21 protein-coding genes and 1 tRNA gene are annotated in these 24,595 nt (G+C 55.2%); 13 read left to right on the top strand and 9 right to left on the bottom strand.

Annotation, left to right across the window (positions count from 1 at the left end; translation table 11 throughout):
- Nucleotides 1–127: 127 nt before the first annotated feature.
- The 3 genes from GFN93_RS07170 to GFN93_RS07160 all read left to right on the top strand — a co-directional run bounded on the left by GFN93_RS07170 (nt 128) and on the right by GFN93_RS07160 (nt 5,021).
- Nucleotides 128–2,050 (top strand): PrkA family serine protein kinase, encoded by a 1,923-nt coding sequence (locus GFN93_RS07170; protein ID WP_153500107.1) that lies wholly within the window; start codon nt 128–130, stop codon nt 2,048–2,050.
- A 173-nt stretch (nt 2,051–2,223) separates the two neighbouring features.
- Entirely contained in the window at nt 2,224–3,507 is a 1,284-nt protein-coding gene (locus GFN93_RS07165; protein WP_153500105.1) for a YeaH/YhbH family protein, read from the top strand.
- A complete protein-coding gene (locus tag GFN93_RS07160; RefSeq protein WP_153500103.1) occupies nt 3,504–5,021 on the top strand; it encodes a SpoVR family protein in 1,518 nt (505 codons plus the stop codon). Before GFN93_RS07165 ends, GFN93_RS07160 begins: the two co-directional genes overlap by 4 nt.
- A 37-nt stretch (nt 5,022–5,058) precedes the next feature.
- On the opposite strand, the gene GFN93_RS07155 is transcribed toward GFN93_RS07160, so the two are convergent.
- A complete protein-coding gene (locus tag GFN93_RS07155; RefSeq protein ID WP_153500101.1) occupies nt 5,059–5,988 on the bottom strand; it encodes a DMT family transporter in 930 nt (309 codons plus the stop codon).
- Between the two features lie 319 nt (nt 5,989–6,307).
- Between GFN93_RS07155 and GFN93_RS07150 the strand changes: the two genes are divergently transcribed.
- From GFN93_RS07150 to GFN93_RS07135, 4 genes are read left to right on the top strand one after another with little or no spacing between them, the layout of a single operon-like run.
- A complete protein-coding gene (locus tag GFN93_RS07150; protein ID WP_153500099.1) occupies nt 6,308–7,537 on the top strand; it encodes a multifunctional CCA addition/repair protein in 1,230 nt (409 codons plus the stop codon).
- Nucleotides 7,522–8,259, top strand: coding sequence for a pteridine reductase (locus tag GFN93_RS07145; protein WP_328594724.1), 738 nt, complete (start codon nt 7,522–7,524; stop codon nt 8,257–8,259). Before GFN93_RS07150 ends, GFN93_RS07145 begins: the two co-directional genes overlap by 16 nt.
- A 24-nt stretch (nt 8,260–8,283) precedes the next feature.
- Entirely contained in the window at nt 8,284–8,724 is a 441-nt protein-coding gene (locus GFN93_RS07140) for a DUF4124 domain-containing protein (RefSeq protein ID WP_153500096.1), read from the top strand.
- Nucleotides 8,721–9,650: a DUF4124 domain-containing protein gene (locus GFN93_RS07135; protein WP_153500094.1), complete on the top strand. Its 930-nt coding sequence runs from the start codon at nt 8,721–8,723 to the stop codon at nt 9,648–9,650. The genes GFN93_RS07140 and GFN93_RS07135 overlap by 4 nt, the downstream gene beginning before the upstream one ends.
- A gap of 288 nt (nt 9,651–9,938) precedes the next feature.
- On the opposite strand, the gene folK is transcribed toward GFN93_RS07135, so the two are convergent.
- Entirely contained in the window at nt 9,939–10,442 is a 504-nt protein-coding gene (folK, locus tag GFN93_RS07130) for a 2-amino-4-hydroxy-6-hydroxymethyldihydropteridine diphosphokinase (protein ID WP_153500093.1), read from the bottom strand.
- Nucleotides 10,435–10,797 carry a dihydroneopterin aldolase gene (folB, locus tag GFN93_RS07125; protein WP_153500091.1) on the bottom strand — a complete coding sequence of 121 codons (363 nt, stop codon included), beginning with the start codon at nt 10,795–10,797 and terminating at the stop codon, nt 10,435–10,437. Before folB ends, folK begins: the two co-directional genes overlap by 8 nt.
- A gap of 159 nt (nt 10,798–10,956) precedes the next feature.
- Here folB and plsY point away from each other — a divergent pair, with 159 nt between their 5' ends.
- Entirely contained in the window at nt 10,957–11,574 is a 618-nt protein-coding gene (plsY, locus tag GFN93_RS07120) for a glycerol-3-phosphate 1-O-acyltransferase PlsY (protein WP_328594369.1), read from the top strand.
- Nucleotides 11,575–11,881: 307 nt separating this feature from the next.
- On the opposite strand, the gene tsaD is transcribed toward plsY, so the two are convergent.
- Nucleotides 11,882–12,907 carry a tRNA (adenosine(37)-N6)-threonylcarbamoyltransferase complex transferase subunit TsaD gene (tsaD, locus tag GFN93_RS07115; protein WP_153500089.1) on the bottom strand — a complete coding sequence of 342 codons (1,026 nt, stop codon included), beginning with the start codon at nt 12,905–12,907 and terminating at the stop codon, nt 11,882–11,884.
- Between the two features lie 154 nt (nt 12,908–13,061).
- Here tsaD and rpsU point away from each other — a divergent pair, with 154 nt between their 5' ends.
- From rpsU to GFN93_RS07090, 5 genes are all read left to right on the top strand, one after another.
- Nucleotides 13,062–13,277, top strand: a complete 216-nt coding sequence (gene rpsU, locus GFN93_RS07110; protein WP_007148705.1) for a 30S ribosomal protein S21 — start codon at nt 13,062–13,064, stop codon at nt 13,275–13,277.
- Nucleotides 13,278–13,300: 23 nt separating this feature from the next.
- Nucleotides 13,301–13,750, top strand: a complete 450-nt coding sequence (locus GFN93_RS07105; protein WP_153500086.1) for a GatB/YqeY domain-containing protein — start codon at nt 13,301–13,303, stop codon at nt 13,748–13,750.
- A gap of 121 nt (nt 13,751–13,871) precedes the next feature.
- Nucleotides 13,872–15,794 carry a DNA primase gene (gene dnaG / locus GFN93_RS07100; protein WP_153500085.1) on the top strand — a complete coding sequence of 641 codons (1,923 nt, stop codon included), beginning with the start codon at nt 13,872–13,874 and terminating at the stop codon, nt 15,792–15,794.
- 157 nt (nt 15,795–15,951) lie between these two features.
- Nucleotides 15,952–17,838: an RNA polymerase sigma factor RpoD gene (gene rpoD, locus GFN93_RS07095; protein WP_153500083.1), complete on the top strand. Its 1,887-nt coding sequence runs from the start codon at nt 15,952–15,954 to the stop codon at nt 17,836–17,838.
- A 179-nt stretch (nt 17,839–18,017) separates the two neighbouring features.
- A tRNA-Ile gene (locus GFN93_RS07090) sits at nt 18,018–18,094 on the top strand.
- Nucleotides 18,095–18,259: 165 nt separating this feature from the next.
- On the opposite strand, the gene GFN93_RS07085 is transcribed toward GFN93_RS07090, so the two are convergent.
- The 5 genes from GFN93_RS07085 to GFN93_RS07065 form a co-directional block, all read right to left on the bottom strand.
- Nucleotides 18,260–19,717, bottom strand: a complete 1,458-nt coding sequence (locus tag GFN93_RS07085) for a hypothetical protein (RefSeq protein ID WP_153500081.1) — start codon at nt 19,715–19,717, stop codon at nt 18,260–18,262.
- 456 nt (nt 19,718–20,173) lie between these two features.
- The gene (locus GFN93_RS07080) at nt 20,174–21,268 is read right to left on the bottom strand and encodes a 3-deoxy-7-phosphoheptulonate synthase (RefSeq protein ID WP_153500079.1); all 1,095 of its coding nucleotides are present in this window, start codon (nt 21,266–21,268) and stop codon (nt 20,174–20,176) included.
- A gap of 26 nt (nt 21,269–21,294) precedes the next feature.
- Nucleotides 21,295–23,040, bottom strand: coding sequence for a flavin-containing monooxygenase (locus tag GFN93_RS07075; RefSeq protein WP_208993727.1), 1,746 nt, complete (start codon nt 23,038–23,040; stop codon nt 21,295–21,297).
- 58 nt (nt 23,041–23,098) lie between these two features.
- Nucleotides 23,099–23,677, bottom strand: a complete 579-nt coding sequence (locus tag GFN93_RS07070) for an FMN-dependent NADH-azoreductase (RefSeq protein ID WP_194285760.1) — start codon at nt 23,675–23,677, stop codon at nt 23,099–23,101.
- A 138-nt stretch (nt 23,678–23,815) separates the two neighbouring features.
- Nucleotides 23,816–24,595 (bottom strand): cupin domain-containing protein, encoded by a 780-nt coding sequence (locus GFN93_RS07065; RefSeq protein ID WP_153500076.1) that lies wholly within the window; start codon nt 24,593–24,595, stop codon nt 23,816–23,818.

Below are 24,595 nucleotides of genomic sequence, written 5' to 3'. Positions count from 1 at the left end.
GCGATGCCGACAGCCTTGATCAGCAACGCCCATCCCCCATTCACTTGCACGTTATTTTCACTAACAAGGAATCACCCTGAATGTAGTTTTGTTGTGACAATTTTAGGTTCCGCAGGAGGAAGCCGGCATGAGCATTATCCGCCACTACCAGGACCGTTTTGATTCGACCCAGCAGGAAGAAATGTCGCTGGAAGAATATCTGGACCTGTGCAAACGCGACCCCAGCGCCTACGCCACCGCACCCGAGCGCATGTTGATGGCCATTGGCGAACCGGAAATGGTCGACACATCGCAAGATCCGCGACTGTCACGCATCTTTTCCAACAAGGTAATCCGCCGCTACCCCGCCTTCGATGAGTTTTACGGTCTCGAAGAAGTCATCGAAAATATCGTCAGTTACTTCCGTCACGCCGCTCAGGGGCTGGAAGAAAAGAAACAGATTCTTTACCTGCTCGGACCGGTAGGTGGCGGCAAATCCTCCCTGGCGGAAAAACTCAAGGCCTTGATGCAACGGGTCCCCTTTTATGCCATCAAAGGCTCACCGGTAAACGACTCTCCCCTGTCGCTGTTTGATTCAGAAGAAGACGGCCCAATCCTGGAAGAAGAGTACGGCATTCCTCGCCGCTACATTCGCACTATCATGTCGCCCTGGGCGGTGAAACGCCTGAATGAGTTTGGCGGCGATATCAGCCAGTTCCGCGTGGTGAAACGCTACCCATCCATTCTTGACCAGATTGCTGTCGCCAAAACCGAACCCGGCGACGAAAACAACCAGGACATTTCCGCCCTGGTCGGCAAGGTGGACATTCGCAAGCTGGAAGATTTTGCCCAGGACGATCCGGACGCCTACGCCTTCTCCGGCGGCCTGTGCCGGGCCAACCAGGGCATTCTGGAATTCGTGGAAATGTTCAAGGCGCCCATCAAGGTGCTGCACCCTTTGCTGACGGCAACACAGGAAGGCAACTACAATGGTACCGAACACCTGGGTGCCATCCCCTACGACGGCATTGTGCTGGCCCACTCCAACGAAGCGGAGTGGCACACTTTCCGTAACAACAAGAACAACGAAGCCTTTATCGACCGGGTGTATATCGTCAAGGTGCCTTACTGCCTGCGCGTCACCGAAGAAGTCCAGATCTATGACAAGCTGCTCAGAAACTCCAGCCTGCGCGACGCCCAGTGTGCGCCGGACACGCTGCATATGCTGGCCCAGTTCTCTATCCTGACGCGTCTGAAGGAGCCGGAAAACTCCAGCATCTACTCCAAGATGCGCGTCTACGATGGCGAAAATCTCAAAGACGTGGACCCCCACGCCAAATCCATGCAGGAATACCGCGACATGGCCGGCGTGGACGAGGGCATGAATGGCCTCTCCACCCGATTCGCCTTCAAGATTCTCTCCAAGGTGTTCAACTATGATCACGCCGAAGTGGCAGCCAACCCGGTCCACCTGATTCATGTGCTGGAGCAGCGTATTGAACAGGAGCAATTCCCGCAGGAACGCTCCGACCAGTACCGCCGCTTTATCAAGGAGTACCTGGTGCCGCGTTACGTGGAATTCATCGGCAAGGAAATCCAGACCGCGTATCTCGAGTCCTATTCCGAATACGGCCAGAACATCTTCGACCGTTATGTCACCTATGCCGACTTCTGGATCCAGGACCAAGAGTTCCGCGATCCGGATACCGGCGAAATATTTGATCGCCAGGCCCTGAATGAAGACCTGGAAAAAATCGAGAAGCCCGCGGGCATTTCCAACCCGAAGGATTTCCGCAACGAGGTGGTCAACTTTGTACTGCGGGCGCGAGCCAACAACCACGGCAAGAACCCGACCTGGCTCAGCTACCAGAAGCTGCGAGATGTGATCGAGAAAAAGATGTTCTCCAACACCGAAGATCTTCTACCGGTCATTTCCTTCAATGCCAAGGGTAGCGACGACGACCAGCGCAAGCACAACAACTTTGTGCAGCGGATGGTGTCACGCGGCTATACCGAGAAACAGGTGCGCCTGCTGTCCGAATGGTATCTGCGGGTCAGGAAAGCACAATAGGAGACGCAACATGCTGCACGCTACACGCAACAACACGGCATCAGGGGTTTAGAGCTATGCATTGTTCTCTCCGCGCCCACACGTAATCGCGGGGAGAACGCCCAAACCTGCTTTATCCGATCCCGCGTTGTTGCATGTTGCGTGAAGCGTGTTGTCGCTTCCGGAGGACGCCCATGAGCTACATCATTGATCGCCGCCTGAATGACAAGCACAAGAGCACGGTCAACCGGCAGCGATTCCTGCGTCGCTATCGCAAACACATTCGCGACGCAGTCAACGACGCGGTCAATCGCCGTTCCATTAAAGACATGGAACAGGGCGAGAGGATCAGTATCCCCCAGAAAGATCTCTCCGAGCCGATTTTTCACCACGGCCAGGGGGGGCAACGCAGTATCGTTCATCCCGGCAACAAGGAGTTCAATCAAGGTGACCGCTTCAAGCGCCCCGAAGGCGGTGGCGGCAAGGGCTCAGGTGATGGCGACGCCAGTGATTCCGGTGAAGGCGAGGATGAATTTGCGTTTCAAATCGACAAGCAGGAGTTTCTCAACTTCCTGTTTGAGGATCTTGAGCTGCCCAATCTGGTAAAGCGTCACCTGGAAGGTGCCCAGGTATTCAAGACTCGACATGGCGGTATCGTCAGCCAGGGCATGCCCGCCAAGATCAATATCGTCCGTTCCATGCGTCAGGCCTCCATGCGTCGCCGCGCGCTCACCGCAGCTACCCGCAAACGGATTCGCGATCTCAAGAACGAACGCGATAGCTTGCTGAACGAAGACCAATCGCCGCAACGGCAGGCACGGCTACAGGAGCTGGAAGAGCAGATCCTGAAACTGGAACGTCGTATCGAACGTATTCCCTATCTGGACACCCTGGACCTGCGCTTCAATCACCATATCAAGGAACCGGTGCCCGTAAGCCGGGCGGTGATGTTCTGCATCATGGATGTCTCAGGCTCCATGAACCAGAACATGAAGGATCTGGCCAAACGCTTTTTCCTGCTGCTTTATCTGTTCCTGCAGCGTAACTATGACCAGATCGAAGTGGTCTTTATCCGTCACCACACCAGCGCCAAGGAAGTCACCGAAGAAGAGTTTTTCTACTCCCGGGAAACTGGCGGCACCATTGTCTCCAGCGCGCTGAAGCTCGCCCGCGACATCATCAACGAACGTTACCCGGTGGATCAGTGGAACATCTATGCCGCGCAGGCCTCGGACGGGGATAACTGGAACGATGACTCCCCCGCCTGTGCCAAACTGATTGAAGAAGAGCTGCTGCCCAAGCTGCAGTACTTCTCCTATGTGGAAGTGATGCCCCGCGCTCATCAAGCGCTCTGGAATCATTATGAGACGATCATGGAGCGCCACCCTGCGGCCTTCTCCATGGCGCAGATTGATGAGCCCGGGGAGATTTATCCCGTCTTCCGCAGGCTGTTCAAGAAGAGGATGGAGAACGCATGAGTTATCTCTCCGAAGGATCCGACTGGAACTTTGAGCTGCTGGCCGACTACGATGCGGCCATCGCCGATCTGGCCCATAACAAGTATGGCCTGGACACCTACCCCAATCAGATTGAGGTGATCTCGTCTGAACAGATGATGGATGCCTATTCTTCCGTGGGAATGCCGGTGGGCTATAACCACTGGTCTTTCGGCAAACAGTTTGTGGAAGTGGAAGGCCGTTATCGTCGCGGGCAAATGGGGCTGGCCTACGAGATCGTGATCAACTCCGATCCGTGCATTTCGTACCTGATGGAAGAAAACAGTATCACCATGCAGGCACTGGTTATTGCTCATGCCTGCTACGGTCACAATTCCTTCTTCAAGGGCAACTACCTTTTCCAGACGTGGACCGATGCCTCCTCGATCATTGATTACCTGGTGTTCGCCCGAAACTATATTGCCGAGTGCGAGCAGCGCCACGGGGTCACCGCCGTGGAAGAGACCCTCGACTCCTGTCACGCACTGATGAACTATGGCGTGGACCGCTACAAGCGCCCTTCGCCCATTTCCATCGTTGAGGAGCGCAAACGGCAACGGAGCCGTGAAGAGGCTCTTCAGAAACAGGTCTCCGAGCTGTGGCGCACCTTCCCTCAGCTGCAACCCGCGATCAAGACCCGCGAGCCCCCCTCCACCTTCCCGGCCGAACCCCAGGAGAACCTGCTCTACTTCCTGGAAAAAAACGCTCCGCTCCTGCAACCATGGCAGCGTGAGATCATTCGCATCGTGCGCAAGATGGCACAGTACTTCTATCCGCAACGGCAGACCAAGGTCATGAACGAGGGCTGGGCCTGCCTGTGGCACTACACCCTGCTGAACTCGCTCTATGATGAGGGCAAGGTCACCGACGGCTTCATGCTGGAATTCCTGCAAAGCCACAGCCAGGTGATTTACCAGCCACCGTTTGATGCCTCGTTTTACAGTGGCATGAACCCCTATGCCATCGGCTTCAACATGTTCCAGGACATTCGCCGCATCTGTGAACACCCCGACGATGAAGACCGTGAATGGTTTCCTGAAATCGCCGGGAGCGACTGGCTGGAGACGGTGAAATTTGCCATGCAGAGCTTCAAGGATGAGAGTTTCATCCAGCAGTTCCTGTCTCCGAAGATGATCCGTCACTTCAAGCTGTTCCAGATCAGCGATGACGACCGCAAGGACTACGTGGAAGTGGGCGCCATTCATAACGAACAGGGCTACCGCCGGGTGCGCGAATCTCTGGCAGAGCAGTACAACCTGAGCATTCAGGAACCCAATATCCAGGTCGTCAGCGCCAATATCCACGGTGATCGTGCCCTGACCCTGCGTCACCAGCGCAGCACCGGCCGGCCCCTGGATGACAACAGTGCCACCGAGGTGCTGCGTCACCTGCATCGCCTGTGGCAGTTCGATGTGCATCTGGAAAGCGTGGAGAACGGCAGCGTGATCAAACGCTATTCCATCCCCCCCGCCCCGGAAGCCAAGACTGAAACGTGAGGCGGCCCCTGCGGGGGAACCGCCAAATCGTTCCGGTTTACACCTGAGCCGTCTCGCCCATGGGCAGGCGTTTCAAAGCCTGCCGCACCTGATGGTCCCCCAGCATGAACAGGCCCAGTGCGAGCACGATCAACAGGGCGCCCGCCAGCACCATCACACCCAGACTTTCGCCGTTGAACAGGTTCCCCAGCATTAATGCCAGCACAGGCGTGATGAGCGTCACTAGCGCGACGGTCGCCGCAGGCAAGCGTGAGAGAATCTGGAAATAGCTGTAAAAGCCCAGCAGCGAACCGAACACGGCCAGATAAACGATGGCAGACAGTCCACGCACATCGCCATTCCACTCCGGTTGCTGCCCTGCCAGCACCATGGCGAGGCCATAGAAAGGCAACGACAACAACAATCCGCCCACCGTCTGCTGCATGGGTTTCAGTCCCGCGCCGACACGTTGTACCGCAATCCCACTGCCGGCAAACAAGGTCACCGCAGACAGCATCCACAGCACGCCAATGCCTCGATCGCCCAGATCACCGCCGGCGAACAGGGCCGCCAGGCTGTCATCGAACACCAGCATCAAGCCAAAGACGCCCATGGCACAGGCACTCCAATGCCAGGCATTCAAGCGCACACTGCCCGGCAAAAACTGCATCATCAGGCCCGACAGCAGCGGCGCCAGACCAAAGATCACCGAGATCAGGCCCGAAGGCAGATAGGTGGAGCCCATGTAGCTACACCCCATGGCACCAAAGATGCCAGGCAAAGCCGCCAGATAGCTAAGACGGGCACGGGAATGTAATGGCAAGGGCTGTCGTTTCAACCACAACCAGCCCAGACCCAGCAGCGCAGCAATCGCCATACGCACACCGGCTGCTGCCAGCGGCGCCATGGCCTCACCACTCCATTTAATCCCCAGCGGCGTGGTTGCCCACACCGCCACCACGATCAAATACGCTGCCAGGGTTGGCATTTCGTTCTCCTAGATTAAGAGGAGCGAGTTTCGAGACGCGAGTTTCGAAAGGCAGAAAACGCGATGTTTTAATGCTTTTCGCAACTCGAAACTCGTTACTCGCAACTAAAGACCGACCTGCAAACCCCATAAACGAAAAAAGGCCGCAGGTCGGGGACACTGCGGCCTTCTTGCTAAACTGAAACAATCAGTCAGACAGCCGCCGTCCCTGCGCACGCCATTTGCGTGCACAGCGATCGATGACCGGCATCAGAGAGTTCAGTTTCAGTACGATAGAAAGCATGAGAACATTCTGCTCAAGAATGCAAAGGCGCACAAGATGAAAATTTATCTGGTGGGCGGTGCGGTCCGGGACAATCTGCTCGGCTTGCCCGTCACCGAAAAAGACTGGGTCGTAGTGGGTGCCACACCCGAGGAAATGCAGGCAAACGGTTATCAGCCGGTGGGCCAGGATTTCCCGGTGTTCCTGCATCCGAAAAGCAAAGAGGAATATGCCCTCGCCCGCACCGAGCGCAAGTCCGGCCACGGTTATGGCGGCTTTACCTTCCATGCGGACAGCAGCGTCTCTCTGGAGGAGGATCTTGTCCGCCGGGATCTCACCATCAATGCCATGGCCCGCGAACAGGGCGGTCCGGTGGTCGATCCCTTCAATGGTCGCGCCGATCTCAAGGCGCGCCTGCTAAGGCATGTCTCCCCTGCTTTTGCTGAAGACCCCCTGCGGGTGTTGCGCGTCGCCCGGTTCGCGGCCCGCTATCACTGGCTGGGTTTTCGGGTAGCGGACGACACCCTGGCGCTAATGCGTCAGCTTAGCGAGAGCGGCGAGCTGGATTACCTGGTGCCTGAGCGCGTCTGGAAGGAAACCAGCCGGGCGCTGATGGAACGTGCCCCCCAGGTCTTCTTTCAAGTGCTACACCAGTGCGGCGCCCTGGAAAAACTGTTCCCGGAACTGGCGGCGCTTGATGGTGTTCCCCAGCCTGAACAGCATCACCCGGAAATCGATACCCTGGTGCATCAGTGGCTGTGCCTGGAGCAGGCCAGTCGCATGAAGCTGAATCTGGATGGCCGCTATGCAGTGTTGTGCCACGACCTGGGAAAAGGCAAAACACCGAAGGAAGAATGGCCAAGGCATATTGCCCATGAAATCCGCAGCAGCCGCATGAGCCAGACGGTATCAAAGCGACTCAAGGTGCCGCGGGAGACCGCCACGCTGGCTTCACTGGTAGGGGAATACCATACCCACTGTCATCGTGCCCTGGAGCTGAAACCCGCCACGGTCTGGAAACTGCTGAAAAGCCTTGATGTGCTGCGTCGTCCCGAGCGGCTGGCCACCTTTGTTGGCGCCTGCGAGGCAGATGCCCGCGGCCGTACCGGCTTTGAAGACCGTGACTACCCCCAGGCCCGTTACCTGCTGGGAGCAGCCGAAGCCGCCCGCAATGTGGATGTTAGCGCATTGCAGCAACAAGGCTTTAGCGGCCCGCAACTGGGCGAGGCCATCACCAAGGCGCGCATTGAGGCCCTCAAGGAGTACAAGGAATCATGCAACCTGTAGCCCTGGTCACCGGCAGCGCCCGTCGCATCGGAGCCACCATTGTTCGCACCCTCCATGCCGACGGCATGCGGGTGATCATTCACTATCGCGGCAGCCAGCAGGAAGCCCAAGCCCTCGCCACGGAGCTTAACCAGATCCGCCCGGACAGCGCCCACCTGTTACAGGCCGATCTGGATGAACCCGATGCGGTGCGCGCCCTTGCCGCCGACGCCATCAGTGCCTTCGGCAGGCTGGATTTGCTGGTCAATAATGCCTCCAGCTTTTACCCCACCCCGGTGGACACCGCCAGTGATGATGACTGGACACGGCTGGTACACAGCAACCTTCGCGCCCCCTTTATCCTGAGCCAGAGCCTGGCCCCGGCATTGCGCGCCCAACAGGGCAGTATCATCAATATTGTGGACGTTTACGCGGAAAAACCGCTCTCTCAGCATACGCTGTATTGCATGGCCAAAGCGGGTCTTGCAATGATGACCAAAAGTCTGGCCAGAGAGCTGGGGCCCGATATTCGGGTCAACGGGGTGTCCCCAGGCCCTATTCTGTGGCCAGAAAGTGGTCAAATGAACCAGGACGCCATTACTGACGCCACCGCCCTGAAGCGCTGCGGCGCACCGGAAGATATCGCCAGCGCAGTCGCCTGGCTGGCAAGGGATGCGGGCTTCGTCACCGGCCAGATTCTGGCTGTGGACGGCGGGCGCTCACTGTCTTTCCAGGGCGGTTAGGCTTCAACTTAACAAGGAACAAGAATGCAAAGGACACTGCTTTCCATCAGTCTTCTGCTGCCATTATTAGCGGCTGCAGAGGTATATCGCTGGAAGGATGTAAACGGCAACTGGCAATTTGGTGACAGAGCGCCTGACACTCAGCATGAATCTGTTGAAATTCAGGCCCCCCAGAAGCTCGGTCAGGACGAGAATGTTCATGACATCCACCAACGGACACTTCGTCTCAGGGAGAGCGAACAATTCAAGGAAAGGGAGAAGCAGGAAAAAGCTAAAGCTGAACGAGAGCGACGGCTCGCGGCCCTTGAAAAAAATTGTCGCGAAGCCCGAGACAGACTCAAGAAACTACAACGACCGTTTGTCTATTTCGATGACGAGGGCAACGAGTGGGATGTCCCGATGAGCGAAGTGAGAGCCGACATCGCCAAGACTCAAAAGTGGTTAGAAGAGAATTGCCAGCAATGAAATCGTTTATCTTCGTTGCCATTCTTACAGCGCTTGTATCTGTAGTTCATGCTGAGATTTACCAGTGGAGAGACGCTGACGGCAAGCTACATTTTGGCGACAAGCCCCCCACTGATCAGCAGGTAAGAGTTGTCCCCCCCAATACTGGTAAAAACCAGAAAAAATCGTTGGAAATTCAGATCCGGCACCAAGATTTTAAGCTAAAGGAAGGACTGCAGGACCACACGCTGTCTGCAATCCAGCAAATATATAACCGATACAGAAAAGACTTCGGACTGGATTTACATGGCACCGCAGAGGTCAATATTTACCTTTTTGAGGAACAACAGGACTTTGTCGGGTGGATGCAGGATCGGGGAGCTATAGGCAACCCCAACTATGCGGGCGTATTCCTTTCCTCAACAAATGAAGTCGCCGTCTGGCGATGGAGCGATGATGACGAGGAGGTGGCACAGACTATCCTGCACGAAGCCAGTCATGTTCTGCTGTTCCAACTGTCCCCCGCTTCGCCCGTCTGGTTGCATGAGGGCCTTGCCCAGTATTTCCAGACGCTGAAAGTACAACCCGATGGCCGATCCATTGTCACCACCCTCCCGGATGCGGAAGAGCGCATTCAACACTGGATCGATAACCAGCAGTTGATCACTATGCGCCAGTATCTGTCACTGGATGATAACTCTTGGAGGAGTCTGGCCCATCAACTCAATGCTATTCCCTACACCGTCGCTTGGGGCGCAACCGCTTTCCTGATGTCCAAACCTGTGGGCCGCAGCACTCTGAGACAACTGCTGCAAGACCTGGAAAAAACTGATCGACGCCCCACGCTGCAGCGCATCGGCCACCTCTATCCCGGCGGGCTATCACGACTGGAATATGACTTCTTCAGCTGGGCCCAGAAAGGCATGCAGCCGCAGTGGTTTGATTAAGCGCCCTTAAAGCAACAAGGGCCCACCAAAAACCTTGGCGGGCCCTCCATCAATCACCAAAAACGATTTCAGAGTCATACGCTCCAAGAAAGGAGCCTTTGACTGTAGACGCTCATTCTTGCAGACACTCCGAGGACAGCGAGTCGACCCACTTCGCAACCCATCCCTTGCCCCTGATTGCTCCGCGACCGAATCACACATGCATGAATCTCACGACAATCCTGCCCCTGTCGCTGCACCAAGGCCTTAGAGCGGTGAGCGATTCAGCTTGCTGAACGAGCATTACCCCTAGCGCGGAAAATCCACCACCCACAACTTCTGAGCATCGAAGTTCGACCGCTCAAGAATATACCGATAGGTCTCACCGGTCTCAGGATGGCGCTCATCGGGCGCGAGATCCACAAGTGGTTTGAGCACAAACGCATGCTTGAGAATTTCATCGCGAGGCAGCTGCACCCCATCAATCTCACCGGTGAGGTCCCCATAGGTGAGGATATCGATATCCAGCGTTCGACTGGCAAACTTCTTCTCGCCTCGCACCCGACCATGATCCTTTTCCATGGCCTTGAGGCGGAGCGTCAGCTCACCCACCGAGAGACGGGTCCTGATACCCACGACCAGGTTGTAGAAAGCGTCCCCATCAAAGCCTACCGCCTCACTCTCATAAACGGGGCTAATGGCCAGCTCGCCGAAGTCTGCTTCCAGAGCATCCAGCCCGGAACGAATGTTGTGATCCCGATCAATGTTCGAACCCAGGCTGAGATAAACCTGTGTGTCGACGGCGTTATCCATGAGGACGCTCACCCCGTTCGATGATCACACCCACATCACGGGAACCACGAAGGGCGCCGGGCTTGCTCAGGCGGAGCTTGAGCCATGGCACGCTGAATTCCTTCAGTACTAACTGAGCTACGCTCTCCGCCAGAGTCTCGACCAGCTGGAACTCACTCCCTTCGATAAAGGCGATCACCCGCTTGCCGATAGCCTTGTAATCAAGGGCATCATCAATGTGATCTGAAGCCGCACCTTTGCGGATATCTGCAGCCATTTCCAGGTCCAGGCTGACGGTTTGCCGGATCCGACGCTCCCAGTCGAAAATGCCGATCACGGTATCCACTTTCAAATCATTGATATAAACAATATCCATACTCGCTCTCTCTGCGTTGGCAACCTGAAAAATGTCGCTTCTGACATGATCCCATTGCCGGTAATCAGATGTTACGCTTGCAGCGCAGGCAACAACGTCGCCATGTGTACAATAAAGCCGCATTTCGCAGCCAAGCGATGTGAAGGGAGATTATAGCCGGTGGAAGCAGGGACATTACAGGATGTGTGGTATTGGTTGTTGCCTTTGTGCGTAGCCGGTTACCTGATGGGGTCCATTTCCAGTGCCATTCTGGTGTGCCGTCTGTTTGGTTACCCCGATCCTCGCACCGAAGGCTCCAATAATCCCGGCGCCACCAATGTGCTGCGGATTGGTGGCAAACCCGCCGCCGCCCTGACGCTGCTGGGTGATGTGATGAAAGGGGTTATCCCGGTCCTCGTCGCCAACTACCTGAATCTTGGGCCGCTGATTGCCGCCCTGGTGGGCACCAGCGCCTTCCTTGGCCATCTTTATCCTGTTTTCTTCCGCTTCGAAGGCGGCAAGGGCGTCGCCACTGCTTTCGGGCTGCTCTTTGCCCTGCACTGGCCCAGCGGCCTGGTCGCCGGCGGCACCTGGCTGTCCGTATTCGCCCTGAACAGAATCTCCTCCATCGCCTCACTCAGCGCCTTTGTGGTCGCCCCGGCCTGTATTTTCGCCTGGCTGAGCCCCGCCTTCTGGCCAATCCTGGTCATGTCGCTGGTGATGATCGCCCGCCACCGAAGCAATCTGCAGAAGATCCTGCGCGGGGAAGAACTGGGGTTCAAGAAGAAAGATCAGTGACGAGTTTCGAGAAGCGAGTTTCGAAAATCAAAACCGGAAGACTGACTGAACGCCTGACGCCTTTTTGCGTCGATAAACACTTGCTATACCCCGCCGCAGGAGCTTGCCTGCAAGCGATCCGAGCCTCGGCGAGGTAAGGATTCCAGAGGCGAGTCTCGAAGATCAAATCCAAACTTCATTCCATGCAGCCGGTTTCGCCTTTCGAAACTCGCTTCTCGAAACTCGAAACTGATTGCTCACCCTCGCTCGGATCGCTTGCAGGCAGGCTCCTACAGCAACGGGGCTCCGTCGTGGTCGCGGTGCCTGCCTACAGCGCCGCCAGCTCCGTCAGCGGCCATCTTGGACGCACCTTGATGGGAAGCTCGGCAGACTCCCCCGCCTGCATACGCAGAGCACCGGCAAAGGCAATCATGGCGCCGTTATCGGTGCAGTACTGAGGTGCCGGGTAGAACAGCTCCACACCCCGTTTCTTCATCTGCTCACCCAGGCGGGCACGCAGGGAACGGTTGGCACTCACCCCTCCCGCCATTACCAACTGCTTGTAACCGGTCTGCTCCATGGCGCGACGGCATTTGATGATCAGGGTGTCCACCGAGGCCTCCTCAAACGCCAGCGCGATGTCGGCTCGGTCCTGCTCTGACAGGGCCTCCTTGCCACCCAGATCGTGAATCGTATTGAGGGTAAAGGTCTTCAGGCCGGAAAAGCTCATATCCAGCCCGGGGCGATCCGTCATCGGCCGGGGGAAGCGGAAGCGACCGGGCGTGCCTTGCTCGGCCAGCGCCGCAATGCGTGGGCCGCCAGGATAGCCCAGCCCCATCATCTTGGCCGCCTTGTCGAACGCTTCACCGGCAGCATCATCCACTGACTCGCCCAGAATCGAGTAATCCCCCAGGCTGCGCGCATCCAGCAGCAGGGTATGGCCGCCACTGACCAGCAAGGCCACAAAGGGGAACTGCGGGGCCCGCTCTTCCAGCAGGGGGGCCAGCAAATGGCCCTCCATGTGATGGACTTCCACCGCAGGAATACCCCAGCCAAAGGCGAGGGAGCGTGCCACGCCCGCCCCTACCAACAGAGCGCCAGCCAGGCCGGGGCCTGCTGTATAAGCGACACCGTCCAGTTGCTCCGGGCGGGTTTCGGCCTCTTCCAGCACCTGCCTGACCAGCGGCAACACCCGCTGTACGTGATCGCGGCTAGCCAGTTCCGGTACTACCCCACCGTATTTGGCGTGCATTTCCACCTGACTGTACAGGGCCTGCCCCAATAGCCCGGCCTCGGTGTCATAAATGGCTACACCGGTCTCGTCACAGCTTGATTCAATACCCAGAACGCGCATGATGCCTACCTTTGAAATCCGGGCGCCATAATACCCCCCGACAAGCTGATTTGCATTTCCTGCCCACTTAGGTAAAATCGCGCCCTCGCTGCAAATGGGACACCTGAGCCCGCAGCGAATCCATAAACTCTAATTTCTAGGAAGGTGATTCTTCATGCCTCAGGTGAAGGTGAAAGAAGGCGAACCGTTTGATGTGGCCCTGCGCCGTTTCAAGCGTGGCTGTGAAAAAGCGGGCATTCTGTCTGAAGTGCGTCGTCGCGAACAGTACGAGAAGCCCACTCAAGAGCGTAAGCGCAAGCGTGCCGCAGCCGTCAAGCGTCACCTTAAAAAACTGCAGCGTGAGCAGCTCGCACGCAAGCGTCTTTACTAAGCATTGCTGAGTAGAGACGTCTGATGAGTGCGCTCAAAGAGCAGCTCACTGCAGCCATGAAAGACGCCATGCGTGCAAAAGATAAGGCACGTCTTGGCGTTTTTCGTATGGCGCTGGCAGCGATCAAGCAGATTGAAGTAGACGAACGCATCGACCCCGATGACGAGCGTGTACTGGCCCTGCTCGACAAGCTGATCAAGCAGCGCAAGGACTCTGCGACCCAATACCGCGACGCCAATCGTGCCGACCTGGCCGACGTGGAGGAAGCGGAAATCGTAGTGCTCCAGGAATTCCTCCCCGAGCCGCTCACCGATGCGGAAATCGACACCCTGATTGACGAAGCCATAGCCAGCACCGGTGCCGCCGGCATGCAGGACATGGGCAAGGTCATGGGAATTCTCAAGCCTCAGCTCCAAGGTCGTGCCGACATGGGCGCTGCCAGCGGAAAAGTTCGCGCCAAGCTGAACAGCTAATCCTCCTGCTGAAGCCCCTGCTATCCCAGGTTTTCGCTGTTAACTATTAACTGTTAACTATTAGCTGCCTTTCAGCCCGTCTTTCTGTTTAGATAACCGCCCTTCTGGCAAAATCAGTCCCATGGCGCGCATACCGGATAACTTCATTCAAGACCTGTTGGCCCGCACCGATCTGGTGGAGCTGATTGACGCCCGTGTGCCCCTGAAAAAGACCGGTCGCAACTACAGCGCCTGCTGCCCCTTCCATCAGGAAAAGACCCCTTCGTTCACGGTTGCTCCGGACAAGCAGTTCTACTACTGCTTCGGCTGTGGCGCCAAAGGCAACGCCGTGGGCTTCCTGATGGAATACGAGCACATGAACTTTCCGGAGGCGGTCAAGCAACTTGCCAGCCGCGCCGGCATGGAAGTGCCGGAAAGCCGCCCGGAAACGCCCGCCGATCGCCAGCGCAAGGATCGCCTGCAGTCCCTGTACGATCTTCTTGGTCGCGCCGAGCACTTCTATGCCCAGCAATTACGCCAGGCTCCGGAGAAGCAGAAAGCCGTTAATTACCTGAAGAACCGGGGCCTGAGTGGTGAAATTGCCAAGCGCTTTTCGCTGGGCTTTGCCCCTCCCGGTTACGACAACCTGATCAACGGCCTGTCACTGACCGAAGCCACCCTGGAGCAGGCCCTCACCGCCGGTCTGTTGGTGCGCCGGGAGGACAACGGCCGGGTGTATGACAAATTCCGCGACCGCATCATCTTCCCAATCCGCGACAGCCGTGGCCGCACCATTGGTTTCGGTGGCCGGGTACTGGGAGACGGCAAACCGAAATACCTGAACAGCCCGGAAACCCCCGTGTTTCACAAGGGCGAAGAGCTTTATGGCCTGTGGGAGTGGCGTCAGAGCCGTGATCGCAGCGACCGCCTCTATGTGGTGGAAGGCTACATGGATGTGATTGCGCTGCATCAGTATGGTGTCCCCAACGTGGTCGCCACCCTCGGCACCGCCACCACCGAGGATCATGCCCGCAAGCTTTTCCGCCAGGTGGACGAAGTGATTCTGTGTTTCGACGGCGACAAGGCCGGTGTTCGTGCCGCCTGGCGGGCACTGGAGTCCTTGCTCCCGGCACTGGACGATGGCAAACAGGTTCGCTTCCTGTTCCTCCCCGACGGCGAAGATCCGGACACCCTGGTCAGGGCGCAGGGCCCCGAGGCGCTGCGCGCCATGACCGACAAAGCGGACGCCCTGTCCACTTATCTCTTCCGTCATCTGTCAGAAGGGCTCGACCTGAATACGGTGGATGGACGCGCGCGACTGGCGCGGCTGGCCCTGCCCTATCTGGATAAACCGGCCGGCCCGGTCTACCGTGCGCTGCTAACCGAAGAGCTGGCGCAGCTGACCCGACTGGACAAGGAATCGCTGATTCAGCTCAAACCCGCGCCCAAAGCGCCGGCAGAGCCTGCGCAGCAAAGCAGACCCGTCCCACATTCAGACACCGGCTACGGCAATGACAATGAGCCGCCACCACCCGGCTGGGATGATGCACCACCGCAGGGTGAGGATGACTTTTATCCCGCCGACGACTTCCCCATTACGCTGGACAGCCCTGCCCCGCAGCGTCGGGACTCCGGCCGCCGCAAGGGGCCACTAACCATGGCCGAACGGTTGGTGCTGGTGCTGCTGGATTATCCGGGGCTGGTCGAATCTCACCCGCTCCCCGATGGCGTGGAGCGACTGCCCGTGCCGCATATCGACCTGCTGATCCAGGTAGCTGGCCTGTGTCAAAAGCATCAGCACCCAGCCTCTCTGCTTGGTGCGTTAATGGCCCTGGAACAGGGGGAAATCCTCTCACGTCTGCTCAGAGCCAGCCTCAAGCCCCCCATGCAGGAAACCATGGCCGCCAGGCTCTGGCAGGACGCGCTTTCCCAACTGGAAGTTGCCCGTCTGGAAGCGGCATTACTGGAAGTGGAGCAGGCCGGCATTCCCGATGCCGCCCACTGGCAGGAACTGCACAAGCTGCTGGCAGAGGCACGCCAGCACGCCCGCAAACCGTTCCACTAGCCTGCAAACCTAACCCCTTGTTTTTTAAGATACCGGCCAACCAGCAACCGTCCACCCCCGACTACCGCAACGCCTTGCAATTACTGGCCGTCACCCCCATCTCCGAGTATAATACGCCGTTTCCCCACGGCATCATCACGACGACGGGCTTTATTGCATGACGACTCAAAAGCAGCAGCAGCAATCCCAGCTGAAGCAGTTGATCGCACTCGGCAAGGAACAGGGCTACCTGACCTATGCCGAGGTTAACGACCACCTGCCGGAGTCCATTACCGACACCGACCAGGTTGAAGACATCATTCAGATGATCAACGACATGGGCATTACCGTGGTCGAGAAGGCCGCCGATGCCGATCAGCTGATGATCGATGAAAGTGCCGACAGCACCGACGAAGTGGCTGCCGAAGAAGCTGCGGCCGTACTCGCGTCCGTAGAAAGCGAGCCGGGCCGCACCACTGACCCCGTGCGCATGTACATGCGCGAAATGGGCACAGTGGAACTGCTGACCCGTGAAGGCGAAATCGAGATCGCCAAGCGTATTGAAGAAGGTACTCGTGAAGTCATGCACGCGCTGGCCTTCTGGCCCGGCGCTGTCGACATGCTGATCGACGAATACGCCCGCGTGGAAAACGAAGAGCGCAAACTCACCGATATCATCGCCGGCTACCTGGATCCCAATGACGATGGGGCTGCGGCCACCAACGCCAACAAGGAACCCACCTTCGCAGAAAAAGCCAAGAAGGCAGAGAAGGACGATGACGAAGAAGACGCTGACGACAAAGACAACGATTCTGATGATGACTCCGACGAAGATGAAGGCGGCCTGGATCCGGTACTGGCTGCAGAGCGTTTCAATGAGCTGAAAACGCTGCATGAAAAAGCTGAGCGCGCACTGAAGCGCAACGGCCGTGACCATGCCAGCACCGCCAAGGCACTGGAAGCCCTTGCCGAGCACTTTACCCTGTTCAAGCTGGTTCCGCGTATCTATGACGAAATGCTGGTTGGCGCCCGTAACAATCTGGATTTGGTGCGCAAGTTCGAGCGCCAGATCATGTCCTTCGCCATCCGTCGTGGCGGCATGGACCGCAAGGATTTCATCAAGCTGTTCCCCGGCAATGAAACCGACATGGGTTGGATCGATACCCAGCTGAAGACCAAGAAAGGCAAGGCTATTGCCGACAAGCTGGAAGTTGTAAAGGAAGACATCCAGCGCGCCCAGCGCAAGATTTCTACCATCGAAGACATCATTGGCCTCCCGGTGGCGGACATCAAGGAAATCAACCGTCGCATTTCCATCGGTGAAGCCAAGGCCCGTCGCGCCAAGAAAGAAATGGTGGAAGCGAACCTGCGTCTGGTTATCTCCATTGCCAAGAAATACACCAACCGTGGTCTGCAGTTCCTTGATCTCATCCAGGAAGGCAACATCGGCCTGATGAAGGCCGTAGACAAGTTCGAATACCGTCGTGGTTACAAGTTCTCCACCTACGCCACCTGGTGGATTCGTCAGGCTATTACCCGCTCCATTGCGGATCAGGCGCGCACCATTCGTATTCCTGTACACATGATCGAGACCATCAACAAGATCAACCGGGTACAGCGCCAGATGCTCCAGGAAATGGGTCGCGAGCCGACGCCGGAAGAGCTGGGCGTGCGCCTGGAAATGCCGGAAGACAAGGTGCGCAAGGTTCTGAAGATCGCCAAAGAGCCGATCTCCATGGAAACCCCCATCGGTGACGATGAAGATTCCAGCCTCGGCGACTTTATCGAAGACGGCAACATGGAATCCCCGGTGGACTCCGCCACCTCGCTGGGCCTGGAAGAGGCCACCCGCGAAGTACTGGCCAACCTCACCGCCCGTGAAGCCAAGGTACTGCGCATGCGTTTCGGTATCGACATGAACACTGACCACACCCTTGAGGAAGTGGGTAAGCAGTTCGACGTGACCCGTGAGCGTATCCGTCAGATCGAAGCCAAGGCGCTGCGCAAGCTGCGTCATCCGTCTCGCAGCGAACACCTGCGCAGCTTCCTGGACGGCGATCTGTAAATATTACGCCGGATGCTTGATGCCGGATGCAAGACGCAACCCGGGCTGCTGCGCAGCCCGGGTTGATAATAAAAAAGGATCGACCTTTCCCTGCTAGAAATTCACGTTATAATCCTTGCCCGCGCATTAGCGTCGGCATTGCCTCAGACGTCGAGCATCTGACGTCAGGCGATCTCTCAGGGCCTATAGCTCAGTTGGTTAGAGCAGTCGACTCATAATCGATTGGTCCCAGGTTCAAGTCCTGGTGGGCCCACCAATTTCTCTCATATTTTTCTTCTGTGGAATGGAGCATAAGTTGCCTGCCATTGGCGACTTACAGTACTCCACCTGCCAAAGTGGCTGCACGCCTTATTTTGACAGGCAACAGCCTACCGATAGAAACAAAAAAGCGGCCTCATCTGGGCCGCTTACGTATCCCAGATCATCTTATCGGCTGGAAGCGCATCAGGTCATCAATACTGGGCGGCATCCGGTACTCGGGGATAAGAGGGACAGGTGAAAACAGCTTGGGCCATTTTTCTTCGCTTGGAGCAAACGCCATGACAATACGCGTTTGCAGTACATAGCCATCGTTCTCGTCAGCTTCGCGACTCTGCACGGTGATCTTGGCTGGCGCACCCTGTCGGTAGGAAAGTAGCGTTCTCCGCCAGGGGACGTCAGACTCAACATGAAATTGGTCAACCTGTTTTAACTTCCCATCGCTGTAGTAACGGTAACTCAGTGCTATCGAGCCGAGGTATTCCACTTCGGAGAGCCGGCCGCTGCCGTCATAATGGTAAGACTCAACTGTTTCCGGTCGGTCGTCTACCGTGCCCCAAATCCCGTCTTCACCGTAGGAACTTCGCACCATGGCCGTCACTTGTTCCGACGCATTGAAGAAATAGGAGTCGTAATACCTACCCGATTCAGGACCGGCATCGGCAGTGCCGGGGTGAATGATCACACGGTCGGCCAGGCGCGTGGCGGTATTGGTATATAAGTCTGCGGACGTTGAGCCGTTGTAGCGCTGGGTGTCCTGTTCGACGCTATTGCCCAGATACCGATAGGAGCGTGTTTGGTGGGCGGAGGAGCATCCCCTCAAAAGCTTGAGAGAGACGGCAATGGGATCAGCCTCCATGCAGTATTCATCAAGCACGGCTGTCCAGGAGCTATCCGCAGCGAGGTCAATACTCAGGGGGCGCTGCTCGGCATCATAGATAACGGCATTGGTCTGGGTGTGATCAACGATGGCGGGCAGATCCGGCTCATCCACCGTCTCGAGATCGATATTAGTGGTGGTAAATTCTGATAATGCCAAAATCTCCGCAACCGTCGTGTCCAGACCATCGAATTCGTAGTTGATCACCTCCGTTGCGGTCCCACCAAAGTGCTCAAGTTCGGCATTGATGGAGTAACTGTAACTGAAGTCAAAGGCAGGCATGAACAGGCCAGTTACGTAACCGGACTCTTGCTGCAGCCGTCGGCCGCTACGCACCGGGCACTTCATCGGGCCGTAATTCGAAAGACCTAAAACTGCCAGACCTGTAGCTCCCGTAGGCGACTCCGCCATGCCATGAAAAAACAGATCCGGATAGCGCAGCAGCGGGGTCGGTGCGGAGATGTACTGACACTGAAGATAGGGATGCGAGGTATCGTCCACGGTACCCCAGGCCATGTCTGGCCCGACAGAGTTCAACTGCACGTCAATGGTGAGTTCGTCAGGATAGTGGAACTGCATACGCGCCACCTGAGCGCCGTCAGCGTCATAAAACCAGGCATGGGTTGGCGCGCTGCTTGTCGCTTTCGTGACGGCGCCACCACTGGATGAGGAACCACCTCCACAGCCTGTCGCCATCAGGGCGGTCAGGCATACCAGGATGCTGCAAAGTCTTGTTGTCATAATGCTGTCCGGAAGTAATCGGGCTGAAAGCAGCGCCCTGGATGACCCCAAAAAAGCAATGTCACTTTAATGGCAGAATCACGTTTGCAATACGAAGGCGCGCATCACTATTCATTTATTATGCAGTCGCATAATAATCCAGTTATTCGAAACTATCATGCTCACTCCCAACGGGGGCCGGCACTGACAGAAAAAAAGGGCTAAAAAATGCAGCTGCACACTCAAAGAGAATGACTGAAATTACGGATCGATTGTAAAGGCGCAGCCTGCAAGCTGCACAGGCGCGCGACATTGCGGTCATGTGGCTGCACGACTATAGGACCGGCCAGAGCAAGGAAAGGCGATGCAAGAGGACAGCGTGGCTGCCCTCCGGCCCATCACGCTTAACAGCACCCTAAATAGCGGACGGACATTGCCCTGCCGAATCAGCAAGGCAAGGCACTCGATGGGTATCAATCAGGCAATAGCAGAGGTCATTTTGACGCGCTTTGGCAGGGCTCGCTGCAGATCATTGGCCAGATCCACCAGGCAGCTTTCCGTACTCTCCCAGTCAAGACAGGAATCAGTGATAGAGACCCCATAGCGAAGAGACTTGGGATTGTCCGCATCCAGGGACTGGCTCCCATAATAGAGATGACTCTCCATCATGAAACCGATGATTGAACGGTTACCTTGTTGAATTTGCGCCGCAATGTCACTCAACACAATCGGCTGCCTGGAGGGATCCTTTCCGGAATTGGCGTGACTACAGTCGATCATGATAACGGGATCGATGCCTGAACTACTGAGCACGTGCTCGCACACCTCAATATGATCAGCATCGTAATTCGAGCTACCACCACCACCACGAAGCACAACATGACAATGAGAATTGCCGGTGGTTTTGATCACCGCAACCTGACCCTGAGCATTTATGCCAAGAAATCGATGTGGGTGGGAAGACGACTCAATAGCATTGATTGCGACCATGAGACCTCCATCGGTGGCATTCTTGAAGCCTGCTGGCGAAGACAGACCACTGGCCATCTCACGATGGGTCTGAGACTCGGTCGTTCGCGCGCCAATGGCATACCAACTGATAAGATCAGAAAAGTACTGGGGCGCCACAGGATCAAGCGCTTCCGTGGCCACGGGCAAACCCATATCCGTAATATCTGCAAGCAACTTACGCGCGATTTGGAGCCCTTCTTCAATCCTGAAGCTGTTATCAAGGTATGGATCGTTGATCAGCCCTTTCCACCCGATACTGGTCCTTGGCTTTTCAAAATAGACTCGCATCACGATATACAGAGTATCAGACACTTTATCCGCAAGAAGCTTGAGCTTCCTGGCATATTCAAGTGCCGAATCGACATCATGAATAGAACACGGCCCCACAACCGCAATCATCCGATGATCGCGCTTTTCAAGGATATTCTTGATTGTCTCACGCCCCTCACGAACCACCTTCTCCGAATTAGGCGAAACTGGCACTGAACTCTTGATCTGGTCCGGAGTTGCCAAGATGAATTGAGAGTCGATATTGACGTTATCTACGTGCTTCGAGCTCATGTCATTACCCTCCTTCAGTCATTTATTCAGCCACGTACGCCATATTGAAAATCTAGATTCTTGGGATGAAATGATGAAGGCATAAAGGAAAGCGCGATCATCGTGAGCATGAACCCATAGTCGTGAAGGGGAACCTCCTCGGTCATGATGTCCTCGAGGGCCTCATCATGGTTACTATGAGGCCCGGTCAACCGGTAGCAGGACTGATTGAAGGAGTAGAACCAGAGCTTCACCATCAATCGGGGGTTAAGGATCATTTTATAGAATGGATAATGGCAGCCAATTTCCTTGGCAATGGCATCGAGGAACATGATCTGTGATGGCATTGACTCAGTGTGGTTAGGGCTTAGCGACATCCATCTCTCTTCCCAGTCTTTTTCTTTATCAATGCGTTTATTGACATCGCTTGGTAGTTTGACATTGCCACTGCAAAGCTGAGCAAAATAACGTGCCTGCATTTCCGCACAAATCGGAATCCCGCCACTTATTGGGCGGACAAAGCCGATTAATGCAAGGGTCCCTTCATAACCCGGGTGAAATGAATGTTTATAGAGGTTTCTGACATTGTTGTCTTTAATCTCTACATTACTCAACAGAGAAAAATCTTTCTTGAATCCAGTGCAAAGCAATATTTGATCAAACTCTTCAGCCGTAGAATCCTTGAAGTAAACCGTCTTTCCTTCGACATGATCGATACCACAGTCTTTCACTATCAACTTTTTCTTGAGGATATTAGGAACAAAACTGACATTCTTGGAGAAAATTATCTTCTGGGACCAGTTTCCATTGTTATGGTGGGACTTCTTGTTCCATTCATTGATGAAGTCAACGACCTCTGGCGTGTTCTCGGTATCAAAATCGATCTTTGATGGGTCTTTATCTTGACCCATATTGTTCTTCATCGATTGTTCAGGAATATCCTTCTTCCCAAATCTCTTTGAAAGAAAGTTAAGTGGAATGGAAGCAAGCCCATAGGTATTGGCAATACCAAGAAACACATTCTTCATCAGCCAGCTATCCTGACTGAATGACTTCATTGAAAATTCAATGTCTGAAGCCCGGTTCCACATTTCATAGTGGTGGGATCGAGTGGTCAAGGTATCGGTAGAATACTTACCGTAAATCAGCCTGGGGATAAGGAAGGTGTGCGAACGAATTGACACAACACACCGTTGAGCCACATTAGATACCTCGCGAAGCATATCAGCACCGGATTCCGCAAGACCAATGGCGAGGACCTTCTTTCCGACAAAATCGTCATTGTTACGGTAAGAACGAGAGTGGATAACTTCTCCATCAAAACCGGAAATTTCCTTGATATCTGTATTCGGCTTTTTAAAAGGCCCGCTACAAACAGCAACAGCATCAAATTTATACGATTTCGGCCTGCCACCTTCCTCCGATACAATGACACTCCAGCTGCCATCTTCCTCGTGGTGAACATCTTTGACCATGCTGTTGAATCGAATATGGGACCTTAGGTCAAAAAGTTCTGCGTATTCTTCAAGATACTGAAGATACCCTTTGTGATCGGTAAACTTACGGCCATCTTTGTACATATAGTCAGAAAAAGACATGAGCTTCATGGAGATAGTCAGCATCATGTTGTCGTAAGCTTTCATTTGTTGCTTGTCGTCACCACCTCGGTACCATATCCCCCCAAGACTGTCGTTAGCATCAAAGCAAGTGACCTCATGATTCTCATCAAGCAATTGCTTAATCGTTGTCAGGCCAGATGGGCCAGCACCAATCACACAAACTTTCATTGTCATCCCTTCTCTTTATCAGTTCCTTTTTCCTGGGCATTCAATCCCAGTCTTTTTATAGCATTCAGGCAAGAAGCTGCCTTATCTGCGAGGTTGCTTCGCTGACAATCTCCACTCTCGACCGCTTCGAACCACCTGCGTCGATATGATGGACCTCCTTGACACCAAGAAAACGACAGATCCATTCAACGTATTTGCTTGCATAATCATGGGGCCCACCAACAACAGTTCCACCTGACGATACAACCAGATAAGCAGTTGCGATGTTGTCGCAAAGGCCAACGGGATTACCTGATTCGTATCTGAACGTCACACCCGGCTGGACCACATAATCAATCCATTGCTTAAGTGTTGCCGGCACAGAAAAGTTATAGATTGGCATACCAACAACAAGAACAGAGGCCGTACGGAGTTCATGTATCAACTGCCTGGAAATGTCAGCATGCTTGGCCAGACTTTCTCTATCTATCGGCCTCTTCCCATGTAGAGACATCAGGTCGTCACCAGACAAAGCGGGGAAGACGCCCTCACCCAGGTCTCGGTAAATTTTGGGGCCCGATAGCAAATCAGAAAGATGACGGGTCAAATCTCTACTCACTGAACTTTCTTTTCGGGCACTACAATCAAGCACCAACGTCGTCACCAGAACCTCCTTATAACCACCGACCTGAACACTTACACCTTTCAATAAGGCACAAGCTATCCCTCGGGCATACAATTCGAGCCCGACGCTCATAAAAGGATAAAATCTGCGCCCGGAGTTAGGACCGAGCGCGACAGGTCAGGGCAAGGTGAAGAAGTTCACCACGTCATCATGTTGCACAAAATCAGCTTCCCACTTGTTATAGGGGAAGAAGACAACGATCTCGACAGGCTCCTCACGCAAGTTCATAAAGGCATGCGGTACCATAGGAGGAATATTAATTACATAAGGTGCCTGAACCTCAAACACCTCGTTTCCTAGCTGATAACGAACCTTGCCACCATCCACCAACACGTGAGTCTCTTCTGACTCATGCGTATGAAGCGGAGCCCCGCCACCCTGCTGTGTGTAGGTGATACCAACCGTGGTAGACTGAAAGCCATGACGCTTCCCCTCCATAATACGTACCCACTCCCCTGGAGCCGGATTGATATTCACAAACTCATCCTTGGTGGTAACGTAGTCTTCAACCGTATTCATTGCAGGCGGGTAGTAATAAGGTGGCAACAGATGCCGTTCTAGCGGTATCGTCTGATACTCACTGGCAGCATGAAGACGATCAATCTCGCGGTCAGGAACAATCTCCTGAATTAACTCTCCGCTCTCAGTTACATAATCATTATCGAGCGCGTCCACAGGCGTGTAGGTCACCTCCAGATCAAGATCCTCACTATCGTCTCCATTATCATGACCATGCCCGTGGCTATGACCACGTTGCTGTGACCAGTACCAGTTTTGCTTTGCCTGCCCGGAGTTATCAATTCTCATGCTTGAAAAGTCATGAGACTGAGCTGAAAGAGGCATCGCTATCGCTGAAACCAAAAAGGTGGGGAGAGCGATATTCCTGAGAATTTCCAT

The sequence above is a fragment of the Alcanivorax sediminis genome (assembly GCF_009601165.1).
In the GTDB taxonomy this organism is placed as follows: domain Bacteria; phylum Pseudomonadota; class Gammaproteobacteria; order Pseudomonadales; family Alcanivoracaceae; genus Alcanivorax; species Alcanivorax sediminis.
The sequence above is the reverse complement of the archived record's forward strand: the minus strand, read 5'-3'. Positions and strand labels throughout refer to the sequence as shown.